18 protein-coding genes are annotated in these 21,548 nt (G+C 42.3%); 5 read left to right on the top strand and 13 right to left on the bottom strand.

All coding sequences use genetic code 11. The annotated features are described in order from the left end of the window. Positions 1-57: 57 nt before the first annotated feature. Entirely contained in the window at positions 58-2,856 is a 2,799-nt protein-coding gene (locus CHJ_RS04990; RefSeq protein WP_317917030.1) for a DNA translocase FtsK 4TM domain-containing protein, read from the bottom strand. A gap of 156 nt (positions 2,857-3,012) precedes the next feature. Continuing rightward, positions 3,013-3,507, bottom strand: a complete 495-nt coding sequence (gene lrp / locus CHJ_RS04985; protein WP_171752856.1) for a leucine-responsive transcriptional regulator Lrp — start codon at positions 3,505-3,507, stop codon at positions 3,013-3,015. 176 nt (positions 3,508-3,683) lie between these two features. On the opposite strand from lrp, the gene ald reads away from it, so the two are divergent. Next, positions 3,684-4,808, top strand: coding sequence for an alanine dehydrogenase (gene ald / locus CHJ_RS04980; protein WP_171752857.1), 1,125 nt, complete (start codon positions 3,684-3,686; stop codon positions 4,806-4,808). A gap of 179 nt (positions 4,809-4,987) precedes the next feature. Here ald and CHJ_RS04975 read toward each other — a convergent pair whose 3' ends face one another. After that, positions 4,988-6,187: a methyltransferase gene (locus tag CHJ_RS04975; protein WP_317917029.1), complete on the bottom strand. Its 1,200-nt coding sequence runs from the start codon at positions 6,185-6,187 to the stop codon at positions 4,988-4,990. Positions 6,188-6,248: 61 nt separating this feature from the next. After that, complete coding sequence (cysB, locus tag CHJ_RS04970) at positions 6,249-7,223, bottom strand: HTH-type transcriptional regulator CysB (RefSeq protein ID WP_171752859.1); 975 nt, start codon at positions 7,221-7,223, stop codon at positions 6,249-6,251. A gap of 327 nt (positions 7,224-7,550) precedes the next feature. Here cysB and CHJ_RS04965 point away from each other — a divergent pair, with 327 nt between their 5' ends. Both CHJ_RS04965 and miaE read left to right on the top strand, forming a co-directional pair. Continuing rightward, complete coding sequence (locus tag CHJ_RS04965) at positions 7,551-8,315, top strand: DNA repair protein (protein WP_171752860.1); 765 nt, start codon at positions 7,551-7,553, stop codon at positions 8,313-8,315. Positions 8,316-8,498: 183 nt separating this feature from the next. Then, positions 8,499-9,284, top strand: a complete 786-nt coding sequence (miaE, locus tag CHJ_RS04960) for a tRNA isopentenyl-2-thiomethyl-A-37 hydroxylase MiaE (RefSeq protein WP_317917028.1) — start codon at positions 8,499-8,501, stop codon at positions 9,282-9,284. An 85-nt stretch (positions 9,285-9,369) separates the two neighbouring features. Here the strand turns inward: miaE and pyrF are convergent, their stop codons facing one another. From pyrF to sohB, 7 genes are all read right to left on the bottom strand, one after another. Then, complete coding sequence (gene pyrF / locus CHJ_RS04955; protein WP_171752862.1) at positions 9,370-10,065, bottom strand: orotidine-5'-phosphate decarboxylase; 696 nt, start codon at positions 10,063-10,065, stop codon at positions 9,370-9,372. Between the two features lie 23 nt (positions 10,066-10,088). Next, on the bottom strand, positions 10,089-11,258 hold the full coding sequence (lapB, locus tag CHJ_RS04950) for a lipopolysaccharide assembly protein LapB (protein WP_317917027.1): 1,170 nt from the start codon (positions 11,256-11,258) through the stop codon (positions 10,089-10,091). A 20-nt stretch (positions 11,259-11,278) separates the two neighbouring features. Continuing rightward, the gene (locus CHJ_RS04945; RefSeq protein ID WP_171752864.1) at positions 11,279-11,554 is read right to left on the bottom strand and encodes a LapA family protein; all 276 of its coding nucleotides are present in this window, start codon (positions 11,552-11,554) and stop codon (positions 11,279-11,281) included. 141 nt (positions 11,555-11,695) lie between these two features. After that, positions 11,696-11,977 carry an integration host factor subunit beta gene (ihfB, locus tag CHJ_RS04940; protein ID WP_171752865.1) on the bottom strand — a complete coding sequence of 94 codons (282 nt, stop codon included), beginning with the start codon at positions 11,975-11,977 and terminating at the stop codon, positions 11,696-11,698. Between the two features lie 72 nt (positions 11,978-12,049). After that, a complete protein-coding gene (rpsA, locus tag CHJ_RS04935; RefSeq protein ID WP_171752866.1) occupies positions 12,050-13,720 on the bottom strand; it encodes a 30S ribosomal protein S1 in 1,671 nt (556 codons plus the stop codon). Positions 13,721-13,818: 98 nt separating this feature from the next. Beyond that, positions 13,819-14,499, bottom strand: coding sequence for a (d)CMP kinase (cmk, locus tag CHJ_RS04930; RefSeq protein ID WP_171752867.1), 681 nt, complete (start codon positions 14,497-14,499; stop codon positions 13,819-13,821). A gap of 363 nt (positions 14,500-14,862) precedes the next feature. Beyond that, on the bottom strand, positions 14,863-15,924 hold the full coding sequence (gene sohB, locus CHJ_RS04925; protein ID WP_171752868.1) for a protease SohB: 1,062 nt from the start codon (positions 15,922-15,924) through the stop codon (positions 14,863-14,865). A gap of 90 nt (positions 15,925-16,014) precedes the next feature. On the opposite strand from sohB, the gene CHJ_RS04920 reads away from it, so the two are divergent. Then, positions 16,015-16,755 (top strand): YciK family oxidoreductase, encoded by a 741-nt coding sequence (locus tag CHJ_RS04920; RefSeq protein WP_317917026.1) that lies wholly within the window; start codon positions 16,015-16,017, stop codon positions 16,753-16,755. A gap of 83 nt (positions 16,756-16,838) precedes the next feature. Here the strand turns inward: CHJ_RS04920 and CHJ_RS04915 are convergent, their stop codons facing one another. After that, entirely contained in the window at positions 16,839-17,387 is a 549-nt protein-coding gene (locus CHJ_RS04915; RefSeq protein WP_317917025.1) for an NAD(P)H nitroreductase, read from the bottom strand. A gap of 64 nt (positions 17,388-17,451) precedes the next feature. Further along, the gene (locus CHJ_RS04910; protein WP_317917024.1) at positions 17,452-19,455 is read right to left on the bottom strand and encodes an NADPH-dependent 2,4-dienoyl-CoA reductase; all 2,004 of its coding nucleotides are present in this window, start codon (positions 19,453-19,455) and stop codon (positions 17,452-17,454) included. Between the two features lie 182 nt (positions 19,456-19,637). On the opposite strand from CHJ_RS04910, the gene sppA reads away from it, so the two are divergent. Next, positions 19,638-21,494: a signal peptide peptidase SppA gene (gene sppA / locus CHJ_RS04905; RefSeq protein ID WP_317917023.1), complete on the top strand. Its 1,857-nt coding sequence runs from the start codon at positions 19,638-19,640 to the stop codon at positions 21,492-21,494. The last annotated feature ends 54 nt before the right edge of the window (positions 21,495-21,548 follow it).

Raw genomic sequence — 21,548 nt, 5'->3', positions numbered from 1 at the left:
TTTTTAAACTTACTATGTCTGACGACACAGCAAAGAAAAGGTTCATTCAATCACGGGCTAATCTTTTATTGGCGGAGGCGCAAGCACTTCTCTATTACCATTGTGCCCCGGAGCACTCACTATTCCCTGAGCTTCTAACTGCTCGACAATACGAGCGGCTCGGTTATAACCAATTTTGAATTTACGCTGAACCCCAGATACCGAACCACGTCTTGTCTCCGTAACATGAACAACAACCTGATCAAATAATGGGTCAGTATCTTCATCACCTTCCATTGTCTCGCCAGGTAACAAAGTATCCGGTGACTGATCTCCATGGGTAATCGCATCAATATACTGAGGCTTGCCTCGAGCCTTCCAATCATTAACCACTGAATGGACATCATCGTCGGAAGCAAACGCCCCGTGAACGCGTATTGTATGACTTGAACCAGGAGGAAGATATAACATATCCCCCATACCCAATAGAGACTCAGCTCCGCCTTGATCCAATATGGTTCTTGAATCCGTCTTGGTTGAAACCGTAAAGGCGACACGGGTAGGAATATTAGCTTTAATCAATCCGGTAATAACATCAACTGACGGACGCTGCGTAGCAAGGATTAAGTGAACACCTGCTGCACGTGCTTTTTGAGCAAGACGAGCAATCAACTCTTCGACTTTTTTACCGACAACCATCATTAGGTCAGCAAATTCATCCACCACCACCACAATGTATGGCAGTTTCTCTAATAGTGGCGGCTCAGTATCCATGCTATCGCCAGCATTCCAGAGCGGGTCATGGATAGGATGGCCTGCATCTGCTGCCATTTTTAGTTTTTCATTGAATCCTTTAACATTTCTCACCCCCAAAGCTGACATTAGCTTGTAGCGGCGTTCCATCTCTCCTACACACCAACGCAGAGCGTTAGAAGCGTCCTTCATATCGGTGACCACTTCCGACAACAGATGAGGAATACCTTCGTAAATCGACAGTTCGAGCATTTTAGGGTCAATCATGATAAATCGAACATCTTCTGGTGTTGATTTATACAACATGCTCAATATCATTACATTAACACCAACCGATTTACCGGAGCCGGTAGTACCCGCGACCAACACGTGAGGCATCTTCGCGAGGTCAGCGACCACAGCTTCCCCGGCAATATCTTGTCCTAGTACGACTGTTGTAGGCGATTTCGCTTGAATAAACTGCTCACTACTCACTACATCAGAAAGATAAACCGTTTGTCGGCTCATATTAGGCAACTCAAGCCCAACATAAGGTTTGCCAGGAATAACTTCCACCACCCTAACGGCCATGGCAGAGAGAGAACGAGCTAAATCCATCGATAAGCTTGATATACGACTAACTTTTACCCCTGGTGCTAAATCTAGCTCAAAACGTGTAATCACCGGACCGGGGAAAATGTCCACCACTCTAGCAGTGATCTTATAGTCAGCCAGTTTTGCTTCTACCAAGCTGGCGATCTCTTCCAAAGCCGCTCTATCTATATGGTTCTCTCGTTTTTCTGGATGATACAGCAGCTCCAGTGTCGGCATAGGAGAAGTTGGAACCGGCAAATTCTGTTCTTTCTTCTGCAAGAATGGATTATCAGCACCAGCCATATTTTTTTGTGCTTCTTCAACCAAGTCCTGAAAAGCAACAACATCGGGATCACTCTGTTGTTCAATATTTTGTTCATCAACTGTTGGCTCAACCGCTAGCGAGTCCAGATCAGAAATTGTTGGCGTTGATCTATCCTGAGGAAGATCCGTTTCATCGATAACCGTATCAATATCACCAACATTCATCGTTGGCTCAACAAGATGCTCAATAGTTGAAGTCTGATTAGCAAGCGACTCTTGCTCTTCAACCTGCATAGGTGCATAGCTGGCGGAGGATGACTTGGCGAGATCATCCGCGTCAAAGGCTTCCTGTTCTAGCTCTTCGATTGTGGCAGACAAATGTTCTGTTCGATTAACTTCAACCTCAACAGCAGCTTCAGCAGTCAAGCTAACCTCCGTCTCTACTTTCTCTGATGTTGTTTGTTGAGGGATATGAATATTAAAGCGAGAAGATGGCTCTTCTCCACTGACAGAAACGTCAGCATGACTATCATCAACGTCAATGATGCAATGACGATCATCAGACAATGTAATTTGTTCCGATTGAGCAGTAACAAGAGGGTTATCAACGGAGAGATCAGCAGTGAGAGTATTTGCTGGGGTTCCTCTTAATTTATTCACAATGGCGGTAACAATACTTAGTGTGCTATCACCTAACCATTCCACAATAGCCAACCAAGAAATTCCAGTCAGTAAGGTTAATCCTGCCCCCCACATAAATAGAAAAACAATGGTACTGCCCAGTACATTGAGGGATGGTAAAGCAAAACTAGTGAGTACATCTCCAATAACACCACCAGATGAAAAATACCAAATATCATCAAAATTGATATTCGCTAAACCACAGCTGGTCAGCATCACGACAACAAGCCCCAACAATCGGGCTCCCCATAGCATTAAATCTATCGGTTCATCTTCCGCTCTTTTCTTAAAAAACGCCCAAGTGGCCATCAGCGTAATAATTGGCAGAGTGAAAGCCAAAGTACCGAAAGTAAATAACAGTGAGTCAGCAAACAATGCACCTATGGTTCCTGCTGCATTTTTTACTTCCCCTCCCCATGAGGTTTGTGACCAAGATGGATCGGCGGGATCAAAACTATACAGAGATATTGCTAAAAACATCGCTAATGAGATGCCAAGAATGAAACAACACTCTCTTAAACGCTGGACACCGTTCAGTTGAACCTGAGGGCTCTGCTCTCCAGTCTTTATTATGGTTTCGACTTTATTATTGTTCTCTTTGAACATAGATACTTCTAACGTTGTATAAACAGTCCGAGCGGCTAAAGCCGCTCGGTTTATTAAAATGATTTAATCATATATAGAGCAAAAACCCAATGATAGACAAGCCTTAATTGAATACTGCTCTCAGGCTTGCTCAATGATTCTTGACTTTACAATTGATTATCGTGTTTTGATAACCAATTGATTAGATTGTTTTACTTCTTCCATCACAACATAAGTTCGAGTGTCGTTTACTCCTGGTAATCTCAATAGAGTATCACCTAGCAGTTTACGATACGCCCCCATATCTGACACGCGTGTTTTAAGAAGATAGTCAAAATCACCTGAAACTAAATGACACTCTTGAATGTCATCAAGTTTTTGTACTGCTACATTAAACTGCTCAAAAACATCTGGTGCACCACGATTTAATGTTATCTCTACAAAAACCAGTAGAGATGCATCTAAATATTGCGGGTTTAACAGAGCGGTATAACCATTTATATACCCTTGACGTTCTAATCGTCTCACCCTCTCTAAGCAAGGTGTAGGCGAAAGCCCTACTCGCTTAGACAGTTCAACATTAGAAATACGTCCGTCTTTCTGCAGCTCATTCAATATATTTCGATCTATACGATCGAGTTCCTTGGACGGTTTTTTATAGTTGTCTGCCATTTTTTATTCCACCTTATTACTTCCTTGCAAAAAAATATTCTACAACTTCTTAATATTCAGCACCATATATTAACATTTAGCCGATATAATCAACTTCAAGTCGAAATGTTAGAGTTATATTCGACAAAATTCCCTACACACCAGTCAATACAACCAATAATACTTAAGGAGTCAGGATGATCATTGGCGTACCAAAAGAAATCAAGAACCACGAATACCGCGTGGGCATGATACCAGCAAGTGTAAGAGAACTAATCTCTCATGGTCACCAAGTCTTCGTTGAAACTAGCGCCGGTTCAGGCATTGGCTTCTCAGATGATGACTATATCGCTGCAGGTGCATCCATTCTTCCTACTGCTTCCGATATATTCGATAAAGCAGAAATGATTGTTAAGGTTAAAGAACCTCAGTCTGTCGAGCGTGCTATGCTGCGCGAAGGGCAAATATTGTTCACTTATCTACACCTTGCACCAGATTTTCCACAGACAGAAGAGCTTATCAAGAGTAAAGCTGTCTGTATAGCCTATGAGACTGTAACAGATTATATGGGTCGTCTTCCACTATTAGCACCAATGTCTGAAGTTGCCGGCCGAATGTCTATCCAAGCTGGCGCTCAAACATTAGAGAAATCTCACGGTGGTCGAGGACTATTATTAGGTGGCGTACCGGGTGTTGAACCAGCAAAAGTTGTGGTTATTGGCGGCGGTGTTGTTGGATCAAATGCGGCGAGAATGGCAGTAGGACTTCGTGCCGACGTAACCATCCTTGATCGCAACATCGATACATTACGAGCACTAGATGAAGAGTTCCAAGGTCAGGCAAAAGTGGTTTATTCTACCAAAGACGCATTAGACAAGCATATTCTAGAAGCGGATCTAGTGATTGGCGCGGTTCTAATTCCGGGTGCGGCGGCACCTAAACTGGTCACTAAAGAACATATCGCCAAAATGAAGTCTGGGGCGGCGGTTGTTGACGTTGCTATTGACCAAGGTGGTTGTTTTGAAACATCACACGCAACAACTCACGCGGATCCAACTTACATTGTTGATGAAGTAGTGCACTACTGTGTTGCGAATATGCCAGGTGCCGTAGCAAGAACCTCCACATTCGCCTTAAACAACGCAACACTACCTTATATCATCAAACTGGCTAACAAAGGTTACAGAGAAGCTTTACTTGCAGATAAAGGTTTCTTGGACGGCTTGAATGTGATTCACGGTAAAGTAACTTGCAAAGAAGTCGCAGAAAGCTTTGATCTTGAGTACGTAGCACCAGAAACCGCTATTACTATGTTCAGCTAAAAAACGTTAGAGTTATTTCAATAAGCCCAATCATCTTCACTATGGTTGGGCTTATTGCTGTATAGGATAATTGAAAGTGGCTACCCTTCTTTCAATTATTTTTCTTTAACTGAACTTGTTGCTGTTGCTGTTGCTGTTGCTGTTGCTGTTGCTGTTGCTTAGGATCCTACATCTTGAGATCACTTGAGCACAGCGTGTATCAAAATATTTCTAGGGGTCATCTCCCGACAACAAAATTGATGTAACGACACATGGTAGCCATGTTGCTGCAGATATAGCCCTCTATCCAGCACTAACCACACTTCTAATAGACGACGAAATAACTGCTGAACAAGGTTCATTTTTTCCATCTTCCAAAACCGTTGCTGCCCAACTTCTAGCCAGTGATCATAATCAGCATCAGGCAAGGTTAACCGTTTTTTCTCTGCTGCCCACTGACAGAAATAAACAAAACCCTTAGATAACTCTGATTTCTTGATGCTTGGCACAGGTATGTAGTCCTGAACATGAAGTGATTCTCTTAGTAAGCTGTCTAGCCCTAATCTAAAAACCATCTCTTGCTCTCTATGTCGAGCGACTCGTTTCCCCCCAGTAACCGTTTCTTGCAATGGAATTCGCAGCATATCTCTTGAGAGTATTAATCTCGAACATTTAGCAACGGGAGAGAGCGGCTGATAATAATCTTCAGCGACCAAATGGTAGCAGCAAGGAGAAATAGTAATAGCTGCCGTTTTTGCATCGGCTGCATGCTGCATTAACTTTGTATGTAAATCACCGCATGCATGAAGTGCGACGGCGTGTTGATCTTCTTTTAGCAACTCCCTAGAAGAAGCTGCTAATGCATCACCCTGAACAAAATGCATGGGTAGTTGTTGTTTGTCAGCCTCTATCTGCCCTTGTGAACACAAGGCTTCTTGCCATTCAAAACTGGTTACTGGCTGTTGAGAATTAACCGCCAATATACGTCCTAAGTAACCTTTACCAGAACACCATTCTAGCCACTCATTACCCTGATGGTTTGCTAGAACATAAGCCCCCATAGCGCTAATTTGTGCTAATTTCCTACCGGGAATTCCCTGATGTAAACGGGGTGAACAGTCTAAATTAATGTTTTGATGCGACCAATCATCAAGCTGGGTTAAAGAAGGAAAAGATGCCGCTGATGGGAATACTTTAGAGATATCTCTGATTAACGCAGAACTATTGCTCTTGTAGATCTCTATTTGTTGAGGTGTTATCTGTTCTAACCAATGACAAATATCAGCAAAACTGGTTTCCCATGGTAAGGAGGAGTGGCGACTTAAATGAAAAGGTTCAGTTTGCCAAAGCGACTTGTACTGGCAAAGTGTAGCGTCAATTTGCTCAAATAAATGCTGCATATATCCCCCTGATAGCAGGGCCGAATTGTAGGGGGATATGAGGGCAAATAAAAGTGTTAACTTATCGAACAGGTAGGTCGATATCTTTAAACATCTCTTCTATTTCAGCACTGTTCCTTAAAGAGATCGCTTGCTCAACAACAGGTCTTGTTAAATGAGGTGCAAATCTTTCCATAAAATCAAACATATAACTGCGTAAGAATGTGCCTCTTCGGAAACCGATACTCGTGGTACTTGCACCGAAAATATGGCTAGCATCAATTACCACTAGATCCGAGTCTTGCACTTGATCAATCGCCATACTGGCAATAACACCGACACCAATACCCATTCTCACATAGGTTTTAATCACATCGGCATCTGTTGCAGTAAAGACAATTTTTGGTGTTAATCCTGCGCTATTAAATGCCGTATCCAGTTCAGATCGTCCGGTGAAACCAAAGACATAGGTCACCAGTGGAAATGATGCTAAATCTTCAATTGTTAACTCTGCTTTTTGAGCGAGTGGGTGATCTTTCATCACCACAATAGAGCGATTCCAGTGATAGCAAGGCAACATAATGGCATCTTGATATAAATGCAGTGCTTCTGTGGCTATAGCAAAATTTGCCGTACCTTTGGCAACAGCCTCAGACATTTGTGATGGCGTGCCTTGATGCATATGCAAAGAGACTTTTGGATATCGGGCAGTAAAGCCTTTTATGACTTCAGGCAAAGCATAACGAGCTTGGGTATGAGTCGTCGAAATATTTAATGTTCCCATCTCCGGATGCGTATGTTCTCCAGCTACGGATTTAATCCCTTCGACTCTGGATAATATCTCTCTGGAAATTCGGACAATATCCTCACCCGCCGTAGTCACTTGAGTAAGATGCTTACCACTTCGCTCAAATATCTGGATACCAAGCTCATCTTCTAGCAGGCGAACTTGTTTACTAATGCCCGGTTGAGACGTATAGAGACTTTCTGCTGTAGCCGATACATTTAAGTTATGGTTGACCACCTCAACAATATATTTCAGTTGTTGTAATTTCATTTGACTACCCGCATTCCTTTACTATAGTACTTATACCTACTAGTTATAAATTATAGTTATAACGCTTAATGGCAATAAATGAAAGTAGAAACAAAAATGGAGTCGGATAAAATCACTAGTTATATAAGATACAAGTGATGAAATAAGGTTTCATATTATGCCATTAAGTACACAAGGCTAAATTTTGTAAGCGACCACACATAATTAATGACTGAATAGCTTTTTTTCCTAATATTACAAATGCATTGATAGATAATGGCTGTAGTCAGCTTTTAGAATCGTGTATGCTAGTGATTGACTTACCATTCTCAAAATAGATATAGATATATGAATATTGGTTTAATTATTGTTCTTGTTGCCGTGTTGTTGGTTCTCGTTATCGGTTATAACGTGATGCTGCAATACAAAACAAAAATTGAAATGTCTAGAAAGCAAGAGTCATCTCGCTATATCGCAATTATTGATGCGACGGAAGATTTGATCGGTAACGCCCATCACCTTCCTTATAGCCAAGATCTGTTGATTTGTTTGAATCAACGTATTCTTGACTCACTAGAAAGTATGTTTGAGCTAGATCCCAAGAGTAAGCAACTTGCTCAACGCATTGAGAATATGAAGGGGCAGATTGCCCAATTAAAAGCCAATAGCGGCAGTGGCGAAAGCACGCCATTTAAAACACCAAGCAGTGACAAACAAGCCATTGTCATGCTGAAACTGGTTAAACGCTTAAGAGATACCATTAGAAGCGAGCACAATAAAGGACGTTTTAACACTCAAGCTTATGTAGCAGAAAACGCTCGTTTAGAAACCATTCAACTTCGTATCAATATCGAAAATGTAATTAAGCGTACTAATGAAGCCATGGTTCGTGGTCAGGCTGGTACTGCTCGTCAATTATTGAAGAAAGGCATCGATGTCCTTGCGCCTAAGAATGACAGTTACTCAAATCAAGCAAGAGATAAACTGCAAGCAATGCTTGGTGAACTTGAGTCCAACTCTAAGAGCAAAGGCTCTGAAGAGATGTTGGCTCAAGAAGAGAAAGAGCGTGATAACGATATGAAAGCTTTGTTCGGTGAAAAGAAAAAGTGGTAACGACACAAACCCTGTTCACCATAGTCTAAACCGTAAAGATAGAAATCAAGGTCGCATAACGCGGCCTTTTCTTTATCCATACCACGGCTCTCTCTAACATTCTCAACTAAAATGTGCCGCTCAAACTACAGACGTGTTTAGCGTGTTATCATTGCTGGCAAGTTTTTACTGAAGCAATGACAAATGTGCCATCATAAATTATTAGAACCCATCAATAACTTTCTTAACTGCTCAACACCTGATTCTTGGATCGATGAAGCTCGTAAGCCAGAAAATCTATCTGTGATTTTACGGGATCATCTGCTCTGCGAATTAAAAGCATCACAGAGTGCGGTATTCCTATTAAAACGCTACGTTCTAACTGATGAAGGTATACAACAAATCAATGAACTTGTTGAACCCTACGAGCAGTTTGCATATAAGCGTATTGGTAACCTTGAATCGCTCAGAGGCAAGAGCAATATATCTAAATCCATCAAGCCAAAAGACAACTGTCCATACGGGCAAGATATGATAGATAAGATGGTTCTACTTATTCGGGAGGAGTTACACCACTTCTATCAAGTATTAGAAATTATTGAGGAGCAAGGTTTAAAGTATCGCCCGATTACTGCTAGTCGCTATGCAAAAGGCTTAATTAAGCACGTCCGCACTTTTGAGCCAGCCGCGCTGATTGATAAGCTGATAATAGGCGCATTTATTGAAGCTCGTTCTTGCGAGCGTTTTGCCAAACTGGCACCACATTTAAATGCTGATATTGGTAAGTTTTATATTTCACTGTTGCGGTCAGAAGCAAGACACTATCAAGATTATTTAACACTTGCGCAGCAGATAGCCGCTGATGATATTTCAGAACGAGTCGAGTATTTTGCCAAAGTAGAAGCAGAGTTAATCAAGCAAACGGATACGGAGTTTCGATTCCACAGTGGCGTGCCGAACATTAAAAATGATCAATTGCCGAGCCGTTAATTAGCAAAAGTGCCGTTAAAGAACAAATAGTTAATGCTATAAACAATGCCAATAGCATTAACTATCTAATCCAGAAGAAGCTCAATTATAGTAAGGTGGCGTTAATTTGCGCTAAGACGTCTGAAGGATGTTCAGCTTGTGTTATAGGTCGGCCTATTACTAAATAGTCAGAACCTGCTCTAATAGCCTCTACTGGCGTCATAATTCGCTTTTGATCACCAACCGCACTTCCAGCTGGACGAATCCCCGGAGTAACCAGTTTAAAGTCACTTCCTAGTTCGTTTTTAAGCATCAGTGATTCTTGTGCAGAACAGACCACACCATCCAATCCGCTGTTTTTGCTTAATTGAGCTAAACGCTTAACCTGCTGCTCCGGTGTAACATCCAGCCCAAGGGAAACTAAATCATGCTGCTCCATGCTGGTTAATACTGTCACTCCGATAAGCAGTGGTCGATCATTGCCATAAGGCTGAAGAATGTCGCGTGATGCTGACATCATTCGTTCTCCACCACTAGCATGAACATTCACCATCCATACACCAAGCTCAGCCGCTGCTCTTACCGCCTTTGAGCATGTATTGGGAATATCATGAAATTTTAGGTCAAGAAATACCGAAAAACCACGCTGGTGAAGTTGCTTTACAAACTCTGGACCAAACAGGGTAAACATCTCTTTACCCACTTTTAGACGACATGAATTAGCATCGATTTTATCTACAAAAGCGAGTGCATCTTTTTGATTATCATAATCCAGCGCCACTATAACTTTTTGGTCCAACATTTTATCTCCTGTTATGTTTATCTCTATTCACCATCCAACCCTCGTATTGGCTTTATTGTTCCCCAACCTTTGCATGATGGGCAGTGCCAATAGAGAGAATGAGTGGAAAAGCCGCACTTTCGACATCGGTGATGCGGTTTTATCTTAAGTTGTTCGCCAACAAGAGAGCGCAACGTCGTCAAACTCTCTTTTGCTCGTCCTTCTTCGGCCTCAGCCAAATGATAATCCATTAAACGGTGAAACCCTTTCATGGTTGGATTTCTTAAAAGGTGCCTTGTTAGCAGCATCTGGGCCGATGCGACGCCTTCGTGATGAGCCACCATTTGTGCCAACATCAATTCCGCTGATACCCCTGCTTTTTTATCTATGCAGGCACGTAAGAATTCCACCAGTTGCTCTTCTTGGCCTAGGTGGTGATAGCAGTCAGCTAATGTTGGTAGCACCTCACCGATAAAGTCGATATCTTGATCCAACACCATTTCCATATAACGAATGGTATTTTTATAATCTTCTTTGTCTAGATACAGCTTACCTAAAGAGATACTGGCACGAACGCACATGGCATCTTCTGATAACGCACGTTTAAAATAGAGAATCGCTTTCGGTATTTTCTCTTCATTCTGTTCAATGCTTGCCAACTCACACCAGAAGTGGGCAATATTGGTCGACATACGTTTTCGACCTAATTTAACCAGCGCCGTCGCATAATGGATCGCTTTGCTCCACTCCCGAGTTTGCTGATATATAGCGACTAACTGCGTTAACGCAGCTTCGCGATGTGAAGGCTCATCAACAAGTTGTTCAAATATTTTTTCCGCACGGTCGAGGAAACCCGACACCATATAGTCTTTAGCTAACTGTTGTAGTGCTATGTGTTTTTGGTCAATGGTTAGACCTTGTCGGGATATTAAGTTTTGGTGGATACGGATGGCTCTGTCTACCTCTCCTCGTGAACGAAAGAGGTTTCCCAAAGCAAGGTGAGTATCAATGGTTTCATTATCGACTTGCAGCAGCTCAATAAAATGGTCTACTGCCTTATCTGATTGATCAGATAAAAGCAGGTTTAGACCTGCTACATACTGTCTGGATATTTGATGTGACTGTTCTTGTTTATCATGCCGCGCACTACGATTGCCCATGTACCAGCCATAGGCAGCCGCAATTGGTAATAGCAAGAAAAGTAGTTCTAACATCTAACAAGTCTGCATATCTACTAGGCTTTTGCCTCTGTAGAAAGTTGTTTAGTTTGAGATTTTTTCAATTGGCGGTTTAAACGTCGAATAGTGAGTTTAGATTTAAGTTGAACACTACCCACAATCAACCATGCCAATGCAAAGCCAGAAACAAATACCACACCTAATAACGTAGAGAGATGGAACTCACCTTTTGCTAACAGATAATTGAAACTAACAACTTCTTGGTTTTGAGCACCTAATGCAAGCGCTACCAAAAACAGGGCGATAATTAGAATAGTTTTTATAATTTTCACGGCTTATTACTCCTGAAGAATTCGCTAACCTCTGATTATGCAGTAAATCGCATCGACAAACCATGGCTATAGCTTTATTCCGTTCATAAAAAAGCGGCATATCAAAATATGCCGCTTTTTTATAACTCTAAACAGAGCGTTTTAGCTAATATCTACGCGTTCACGTAGCTCTTTGCCTGGTTTAAAATGAGGTACATATTTACCATCAAGTTCAACCTTCTCCCCTGTTTTAGGGTTGCGTCCGACTCTAGGCTCGCGATAATGCAATGAGAAGCTACCAAAACCACGAATTTCTATGCGATCTCCACTTTCTAAAGTAGACGCCATATGCTCTAAAATATCTTTCACAGCATCTTCAATCTCTTTTGCAGACAGGTGAGTTTGCTCAGCACAGAGTCTTTCTATTAATTCAGACTTAGTCATATTTACCCTCATCACTTATATCGTAAAAGTCCCAATCGAAAAAAGGGAGCCAATTAAGGCTCCCTCTAGCGATTATTCGCCTTTAGCAGCCTTGAATGCGTCTGCCATAGCATTTGTGAACCCGCCGTCTTCTTGCTTGTTCAGTGATGCCATTGCTTCTTGCTCTTCAGCTTCATCCTTCGCTTTAACAGAAAGGTTGATTACGCGATTCTTACGGTCAACACCAGTAAATTTCGCTTCAACACTATCGCCAACACTTAGGATTAGAGATGCATCTTCAACGCGGTCACGTGATACTTCAGCAGTACGGATGTAACCTTCAACGCCCTCTACAATTTCAATTGTAGCACCTTTTGCGTCAACTGCAGTTACAGTACCGTTAACTAGAGTACCTTTTTTGTTGTCAGCAACAAATGCGTTGAACGGGTCGTTTTCCATTTGCTTAACGCCAAGAGAAATACGCTCACGCTCTGCATCAACTGCAAGAACAACTGCAGAGATTTCATCGCCTTTCTTATAATCACGAACCGCTTCTTCACCAGCAACGTTCCATGAAATATCAGATAGGTGTACAAGACCGTCAATGCCGCCTTCAAGACCGATAAAGATACCAAAGTCAGTAATAGACTTGATCTTACCAGTTACTTTGTCGCCTTTCGCTTGTGCTTCAGCGAATGACTGCCAAGGGTTAGCTTTACATTGTTTCAGGCCTAGAGAAATACGACGACGCTCTTCGTCGATTTCAAGAACCATAACTTCAGCTTCGTCGCCTACGTTAACCACTTTAGATGGGTGGATGTTCTTGTTAGTCCAATCCATTTCTGAAACGTGAACTAGACCTTCAACGCCTTCTTCGATTTCTACGAAGCAGCCGTAATCAGTCAGGTTAGTTACACGACCAGTTAGTTTATGGCCTTCAGGGTAACGCTTAGCGATAGCTACCCATGGATCTTCACCTAGTTGCTTAAGACCTAGAGATACGCGAGTACGCTCACGGTCAAACTTAAGAACTTTAACTAGGATTTCATCACCAACATTTACGATCTCAGAAGGGTGCTTAACACGCTTCCAAGCCATATCTGTAATGTGAAGAAGACCGTCTACACCACCAAGGTCAACGAACGCACCGTAGTCAGTAAGGTTCTTAACGATACCTTTAACTTCGCTGCCTTCTTGTAGAGTTTCAAGAAGCTCATCACGCTCAACACTGTTTTCAGATTCGATAACAGCACGGCGAGAAACAACAACGTTGTTGCGTTTTTGATCTAGCTTAATTACTTTAAACTCTAGCTCTTTGTTCTCTAGGTGAGCAGTGTCGCGGATTGGGCGAACATCTACTAGTGAACCAGGTAGGAACGCACGGATACCGTTAAGTTCTACAGTGAAACCACCTTTAACTTTACCGTTGATGATACCAACAACAGTTTCAGCTTCTTCGTATGCTTTTTCAAGTACGATCCAAGCTTCGTGACGCTTAGCTTTCTCACGAGAAAGTTGAGTTTCACCAAAGCCGTCTTCTACTGCGTCAAGAGCTACGTCGATTGCAGAACCGATTTCAACTTCAAGTTCGCCAGCAGCGTTCTTGAATTGTTCAGCAGGGATAGCAGACTCAGACTTAAGGCCAGCGTCAACAAGAACGAAACCGTTCTCGATTGCTACAACAGTACCTTTAACAATAGTACCAGGGCGGAATTCTAGTTCGTTTAGAGACTCTTCAAAGAGTTGAGCGAAAGATTCAGTCATTAATTTGATCTTCAATAGTAAACTTCCACGGGCATCCTACCGCGTGGGGTTGATAAAATAGCCGGTCATCATCCATGCGACCAACCTCCTATTGCCTCTTATTGAGACAATTTAGATTCGATATATTTCATTGCTTCTTCTACCACTTTTTCAATAGAAAGTGATGTAGAATCAAGCACTAAAGCGCCTTCAGCAGGGCGTAACGGAGCTACCGCTCGGTTGCGGTCTCGGTCATCGCGCTCCTGTATCTCGCGCAAAAGGTGGTCAAATTTAACACTTAACCCCTTGTCTTGCAACTGCTTAAGGCGTCGATTTGCCCTTTCTTCAGCACTTGCATCTAAGAATATTTTCACTTCAGCTTGAGGGAATACAACGGTTCCCATATCTCGCCCATCAGCGACTAAACCCGCTTCACTACTAAAAGAGCGCTGACGACGTAGCAATGCTTCTCGAACTCTTGGAAATGCTGCAACTTTAGAAGCCGCGTTGCCCGTTTCTTCTTTTCGAAGTTCAGAAGAAACATCTTCACCTTCTAGGATAACTTTGACCAAATCACCTTCAGCAATAAACTGAACATCTAGGTGAGCAGCTAAAGGTACTAAATCATCTTCTGATTCAGTATTAACACCATGATGAATAGCCGCAAGTGCAAGTACTCGGTAAATTGCACCGGAATCCAACAAATGAAAGCCTAACTTTTCTGCTAGCAACATACATAGTGTGCCTTTACCTGCACCACTAGGCCCATCAACAGTTACAACTGGTGTGTTCGACGACATTAATTACTCCAATTAGTGAATACATACAGCAATAAAATATTGAAATAACTTAGAAAATTTAAATTTAAAAAACCGTTCAAATTCCAAAGTGTCACAAATAGACATGCTATATCCACGTCGTTGCAAACTATGTTGCTATAGTGTAGTTGAATTATTTCACTTATCTATAACGGTGATAGGCAGCCGACGTAATTTTCAGCGGCGTATTATAAAAGGAAATGCAGTTGAGGGCGAGTACATTAAAGGCAAAAGAGAGAATTAATCAGCAAATCCTGATATGTCTAGTCTACTATGGTGAAAAATAAACAAACCCAGCAAGCTGGGTTTGTTTAAATTCCATCGTTAACCATAAGCGATTAAAGGTTACATCATTGGTCGCTGACCGCGAGACAACCATTTCATTAATAGGTGATCAGCAGCATCACCGCCTATTCGAGCCAGTTTATCTGTCATTTTTTTCTTTTGTACATAACGCACAGACAATACCGTTTTTTCATTACACGCTGCTACAACAATATCATCAGAGGTCATGATCTCATCAACCAAACCTAACTCTTTAGCTTGTGTACCGAACCAATGTTCACCTGTCGCCACTTTTTCTAGCTCAAGCTCTGGCCGATGGTCACGAATAAAGTCTTTAAACAGAACATGCGTTTCTTCTAGCTCCTGTTTAAACTTATCTCTCGCTTTATCTGTGTTTTCACCAAACATAGTAATGGTTCGCTTGTACTCTCCCGCAGTAAGCTGCTCATACTCAATATCATGTTTTTTCAACAATTTATTAAAGTTCGGCAGTTGGGCAATAACACCGATTGAACCAACTATAGCAAAAGGCGCTGAAACAATTTTGTCCGCAATACATGCCATCATATAACCGCCGCTAGCTGCGACCTTATCAACCGAAATCGTTAATGGGATATTGGCTGATTTAATTCTATCGAGCTGAGACGAGGCCAAACCATAAGCGTGGACCATGCCACCGCCAGACTCTAATTTAAGCAGTACCTCATCACCTTCACGCGCCACGGACAGTATTGCCGTGACTTCTTCACGAAGTGACGTTACTTCTTTTGCATCAATACTACCGTTAAATTCCAAAACAAACAGATGAGGCTCTCGGGTGAGTTCTAACGTGCCTTCCTTTGCGGCTTTCTTAACTTCTTTATTACGTTTCTTTGTTTTCTCTTTTTCTGCTTTCTTTTCTGCTTTGTCACGCTCTTTAATGAAGGTGCCATCATGTAAATGATGTTCCATCACATCAATATTCTCTTTGTGCTTCTCGGTTAAATTAGTAATTTCCAATTCACCTTTAGAGGCGCCTTGTTTACCACTTACCACTTTAGCCACAATTAAAATGGCAGCGATAGCGACAACAAACGTCGCAATCTTGGCTAAAAACAGGCCATAGTCCAACAAAAATTCCAATCTGATATCCCCAATGGTTTGAATTGGTGTATTGTAACTAAGTTGTCACGATTACCAATAAAAAGTTAATAAAAATAGGAAAAAATCATAGTGAATTATTCAGTTTCATTAGACTCTCTTAAGGATAAAGTCATATTAGTTACTGGCGCCGGAGCCGGAATTGGAAAACAAGCTGCGATAAGCTTCGCTCAACACGGTGCAACGGTTATTTTACTCGGCCGCACCGTAAAAAAACTTGAACAAACTTATGACGAAATTGAAGCCGCAGGTTACGCTCAGCCCGCCATCATCCCATTGGATATGAAAGGGGCCACTAAACAAAATTATCTAGATATGGCAGAAACAATAGAGCAGCAATTTGGCCGATTAGATGGTGTGTTACACAATGCAGGCCTGCTAGGTGTCATTAGTCCATTTGATCAAATTAGTGAAGACAATTTTGACGATATTATGCAAGTCAATGTAAAGGCTCAATTTTTAATGACTCAAGCCATACTACCGAGTTTGCGCAAATCAAAAGATGCTCGCATTATCTTTACATCGTCAACCGTTGGTCACAGTGGTAGAGCGTATTGGGGAACCTACTCTATATCTAAATTCGCCACTGAGGGGATGATGCAAATATTGGCGGATGAGTTATCAGATAGCCATATCAGAGTGAATGCCATCAACCCCGGTGCCACACGAACAGGAATGCGCGCAAAAGCCTACCCTGCTGAAGACAGTGAAGAGCTAAAAACACCATTAGATATTATACCTCTCTACCTTTACTTAATGGCTCCAGAAGGCAAAGAAATTCACGGCCAATGTATTGATGCACAACCAAAATAACATTGCTTAATTCAGTTGATATAAAACGGCGCTAATCTGCTGATTCAGATTAGCGCCGTTTTAGTAGAAAGCATTTAAAGGGACTATAAATACTCGACAAACTTACTCAAATCTCTTTCTGGTACTTTTAGTGGTGTGCAGCCCGCACTACCCAAATAGAGAAAACCGACGATTTGATCCTCTCCTTCTAGTCCTAACGCTTTATGTACTTCCGGATGAAACATCCAACTACCTGAGCGCCAAAAACCTTGAAAGCCTTGTGCAACAGCAGCCATCTGCATTGCCTGTGCAGCACAACCTGCAGATAAGTACTGCTCAATCATGGGGACTTTATTATGCTCCGTCACTTTAGCAATCACAGTAATCACCATAGGAGCTCTAAAGGGTGCTTTCGACAATTTATCAAGCACTGCCGATGAACTATCTTCAGATTGAGCCGCATTAACCAAAATATCCGCTAATTTCGCTAGCCCCTCTCCTTGGGAAATAACAAATCGCCATGGTGTTAATCCACCATGATCTGGAGCTCTCAGCCCTGCTTTAATGATATTTTCTAATGCTACACCTTCAGGCGCAGGCGCTGCTAATCGAGCAATAGAACGACGATTAAGTAACAGATCCAGTGCGTCCATGTTCATCCTTTTACTGGCTAAATGAGAATTACTATCACTTTACCACGTTCTATTCACAATTTCATTACAATGCAATGGCGATTTCCATGCCTTGACGAATCGCTCTAACCGCATCCAGTTCACCCGCTTTATCCGCTCCACCGATAATATGCAGTTTATCGCCCAGCTCTTTCCATCTATCTGCAAATGGTTTGACCGATTCCTGCCCAGCACAGATAACGATGGTATCGGCATCAAGCAGCTGCTCTGCACCATTATTTTTAATGTGCAGGCCTTGATCATCGATGGATTCATAGCTAACACCGCCCATAAGGTGGACGCCTCTTTTTTCTAATGTGCGTTTATGAATCCAGCCAGTGGTTTTTCCGGGGCCTTTACCGACTCGACTCTTACGTCTTTGTAATACCCAGACTGTTTTATCGGTGACGGCATCAAGGTGCGGATATAAACCTCCAGGGTGTGTCAGCTCGGTATCCACTCCCCATTCATGTAGCCAGTCAAATAAACTGTGATTCTCTGGCTCTGTTAGCATAGTGGCGATATCTATACCTATGCCTCCAGCACCAACAATCGCCACCTTCTCACCGACCGGGGTCTTCTCACGTATTAACGTCTGATAATCGATCACTTTCTGCTTGTTAGTGATACCTTTGATTTCTGGCAGCCTTGGTTCAACACCTGAAGCCATAATAATCTCATCGTAGCCTTTGAGATCATCAAACTTTGCTTCGCAATTTAATTTGAGATTAACCCCTGTAGTTTCGATTAAATTCGCGAAATAACGAATGGTTTCTCTAAACTCTTCTTTACCCGGAATTTGCATAGCCAATCTAAACTGACCACCAATTCGATCGCTTTTTTCATAGAGATCGACGTAATGGCCTCTTTCAGCTGCAACCGTCGCCGCAGAAAGACCTGCAGGCCCCGCCCCTATTACCGCCACTCTCTTTTTGTCTTCGACAGTTTTAACCTTGATTTCGGTCTCATAACAAGCTCTTGGGTTAACCAAACAGCTCGCTCTTTTACCTTGAAATATATTGTCTAAACAAGCCTGATTACAGCCAATACAGGTATTTATCAGCTGTGGCGTCTGCTGTGCGGCTTTATTTACAAACTCAGCATCCGCCAGAAATGGTCTTGCCATGGAAACCATATCTGAATGACCTGAAGCCAGCACTCTCTCGGCCTCTTCAGGAGTATTAATTCTATTACAAGTGACAACGGGCACGTTGACATGAGGCTTAAGTTTTTCGGTTACCCAGGTAAACGCGGCACGAGGAACTTGAGTCGCGATGGTGGGAATTCTCGCTTCATGCCAACCGATACCACTATTAATGATCGTCACACCTGCATCTTCTAATGCTTTTGCCAGCATAATGACGTCATCAAACGTACTTCCGTCTTCCACTAAGTCCAGCATCGAAAGTCGGAATATAATAATAAATTCTTCGCCAACTATTTTTCTAATGGCTTTAACAATCTCAATAGGGAAACGCATGCGCTTCTTGTAATTACCCCCCCATTGATCGTAACGCATATTGGTTCGTTTACAGATGAACTGATTTATTAGGTACCCTTCCGAGCCCATCACCTCTACGCCATCATACCCCGCCAACTGAGCTAAGGCGGCACTATTAGCAAACGCATCTATGGTCTTTTTAATTTGGCGTTCACTCATCTCGCTAGGAGCAAATTTGGAAATAGGTGCTTTCATTCCAGAGGCACTTTGCGAGAAAGGGTGCATGGCGTAACGCCCAGCATGCAAAATCTGCAATGCTATTTTTGCGTCGTGTTTATGAACCGCTTCTGTAACAACTTTATGTGCTTTAGCATGCTTTGGTTTACTAAATTCAGCACTTAGCGGATGAAGACGTCCGCGCAAATTAGGTGAAAAACCCCCAGTCACAATAAGCCCAACACCACCTTTCGCTCGCTCTTCATAGAAAGCAGCAAGCTTTTGCAGCCCCTCTTTGTGCTCTTCTAGCCCGGTATGCATTGACCCCATCAATACTCTGTTTTTTAACTGAGTAAACCCTAGGTCTAATGGTTGCAATAAATTTGGATACATAGCGACATTCACATTCTTTTTGTAGTTATGGTCAGACCAGAATATTCACAATGAGATCAAAAATCAAACAAGCGTTTACATTTATGCAACATTGATCAATCTTGAGTGTATTTTTTTTATTTATCAAGTAGGATAAGTTTCAAACGTTTTATCGCGACAAGTTTTATATCTGTGGAGAACACATGAGAAAAGTTTTTAAATTTATAGGCATGATTTTTAAAGGTATTTGGAAGGTTATTAACTTTATCCGCTTGGCCATTTTTAATCTGTTTTTCTTTTTTGTCCTCGCGATGATCTATTTTGGTTACCAACAATCCCAAAAACTACCTTCTGCTCCTGCAATCCAAGAGGCCAGCGCATTGGTACTGAATCTGTCTGGCCCGATCGTGGAGCAGAGAAGATATATTAATCCAATGGATTCATTAACGGGCTCGCTATTTGGTCAAGATATGCCAAAAGAATCGGTTCTCTTTGATATTGTCGAGACCATACGCCATGCAGCAAAAGATGACAACATCTCAGGCTTAGTATTAAGCCTGAGAGAAATGCCCGAAACGAACTTAACTAAATTGCGTTATATCGCTAAAGCCATTAACCAATTTAAGGCATCCGGGAAACCAGTCTACGCTATTGGCGAGTTTTATAGTCAAAGCCAATACTATTTGGCCAGTTATGCCGACAAAATATATCTCTCACCCATTGGTGCAGTGATGCTTAGAGGGTACGGCAGCTACCCGCTTTATTATAAAACTTTGCTCGAAAAGCTAGACATAAATACACACGTTTTCAGGGTTGGTACGTATAAATCAGCGATTGAGCCATTTATTCGCGACAATATGTCAGAAGAAGCCAAGCAATCTGCATCCGCGTGGCTATCTCAACTGTGGGGAGCATATGTGTCAGATGTCGCCTCAAACAGGCAGATAAATCACAATGCCATTAACCCATCAATGGCAGAGTTTCTTGAGAAACTGCAAGCAACCAATGGTGATTTAGCCAAATTCGCAGTAGATAATGGCTTAGTCGATGCACTCGCTACTCGCCAACAAATACGTGCTGAACTTGCCGATGCATTTGGTAAGGAAGGAAAAGATAGCTATAAAGCCATTAGCTACTACGACTATCAATTGACCCAAAACAGTAATTACGATTCTGATGCCGATGATATTGCAGTAGTTGTTGCTAGCGGAACCATAATTGACGGCAAACAACCAAGAGGGTCTGTTGGTGGTGACACTGTAGCCGCACTTCTTCGACAAGCGCGCAATGACGATGACATTAAAGCCGTTGTTCTTCGAGTTGATAGCCCCGGTGGAAGTGTGTTTGCCTCCGAAGTCATTCGCAACGAAGTCGCCGCAATTAAAGCCGCCGGAAAACCTATCGTGGTTTCAATGTCTAGCGTCGCAGCTTCTGGGGGATACTGGATTTCCATGAACGCTGATCGCATTATTGCTCAGCCCACCACCCTAACGGGCTCTATAGGTATATTTAGTGTCATAACAACCTTTGAAAAAAGCCTCAACGAACTTGGTGTTTATAGTGACGGCGTAGGCACGACTCCGTTTTCAGGGGTTGGCATTACAAGAGGAATATCAGAACAAGCAGGCCAAGCTATTCAACTTGGTATTGAAAACGGTTATCAACGATTCATATCATTAGTAAGTGACAGCCGAAACCTTGCCATTGAAAAGGTCGATGCCGTTGCACAAGGCAGAGTTTGGACTGGCTTTGATGCGATGAGTGCGGGCCTAGTTGATCAGATGGGCGATTTTGATGATGCCATTAGCACTGCAGCAGAATTAGCCAATATGGAAGAGTACAATCTCTACTGGGTGGAAGAGCCTCTTTCAACCACAGAGCAGTTCCTTCAGGAGTTAACTGATAATATTCGTATTACTACAGGTATAGATATCACTCAGCATTTACCAGAGGCGTTAGTGCCGTTATCTAAGCAAGTGATTGCAGACAGCGAACTGTTATCCACACTCAATGATCCGAAAGGGTTTTATTCCGTCTGCTTAACCTGCAGTGTGGAGTAATTAGGCTTTATACAAATTTTGCTAACTCATCCCTAAAATAGCGGCTTAGGTCGC

This window comes from Vibrio sp. MACH09, from assembly GCF_033238805.1.
In the GTDB taxonomy this organism is placed as follows: domain Bacteria; phylum Pseudomonadota; class Gammaproteobacteria; order Enterobacterales; family Vibrionaceae; genus Vibrio.
This window is presented reverse-complemented; position numbering and strand designations above follow the sequence as displayed.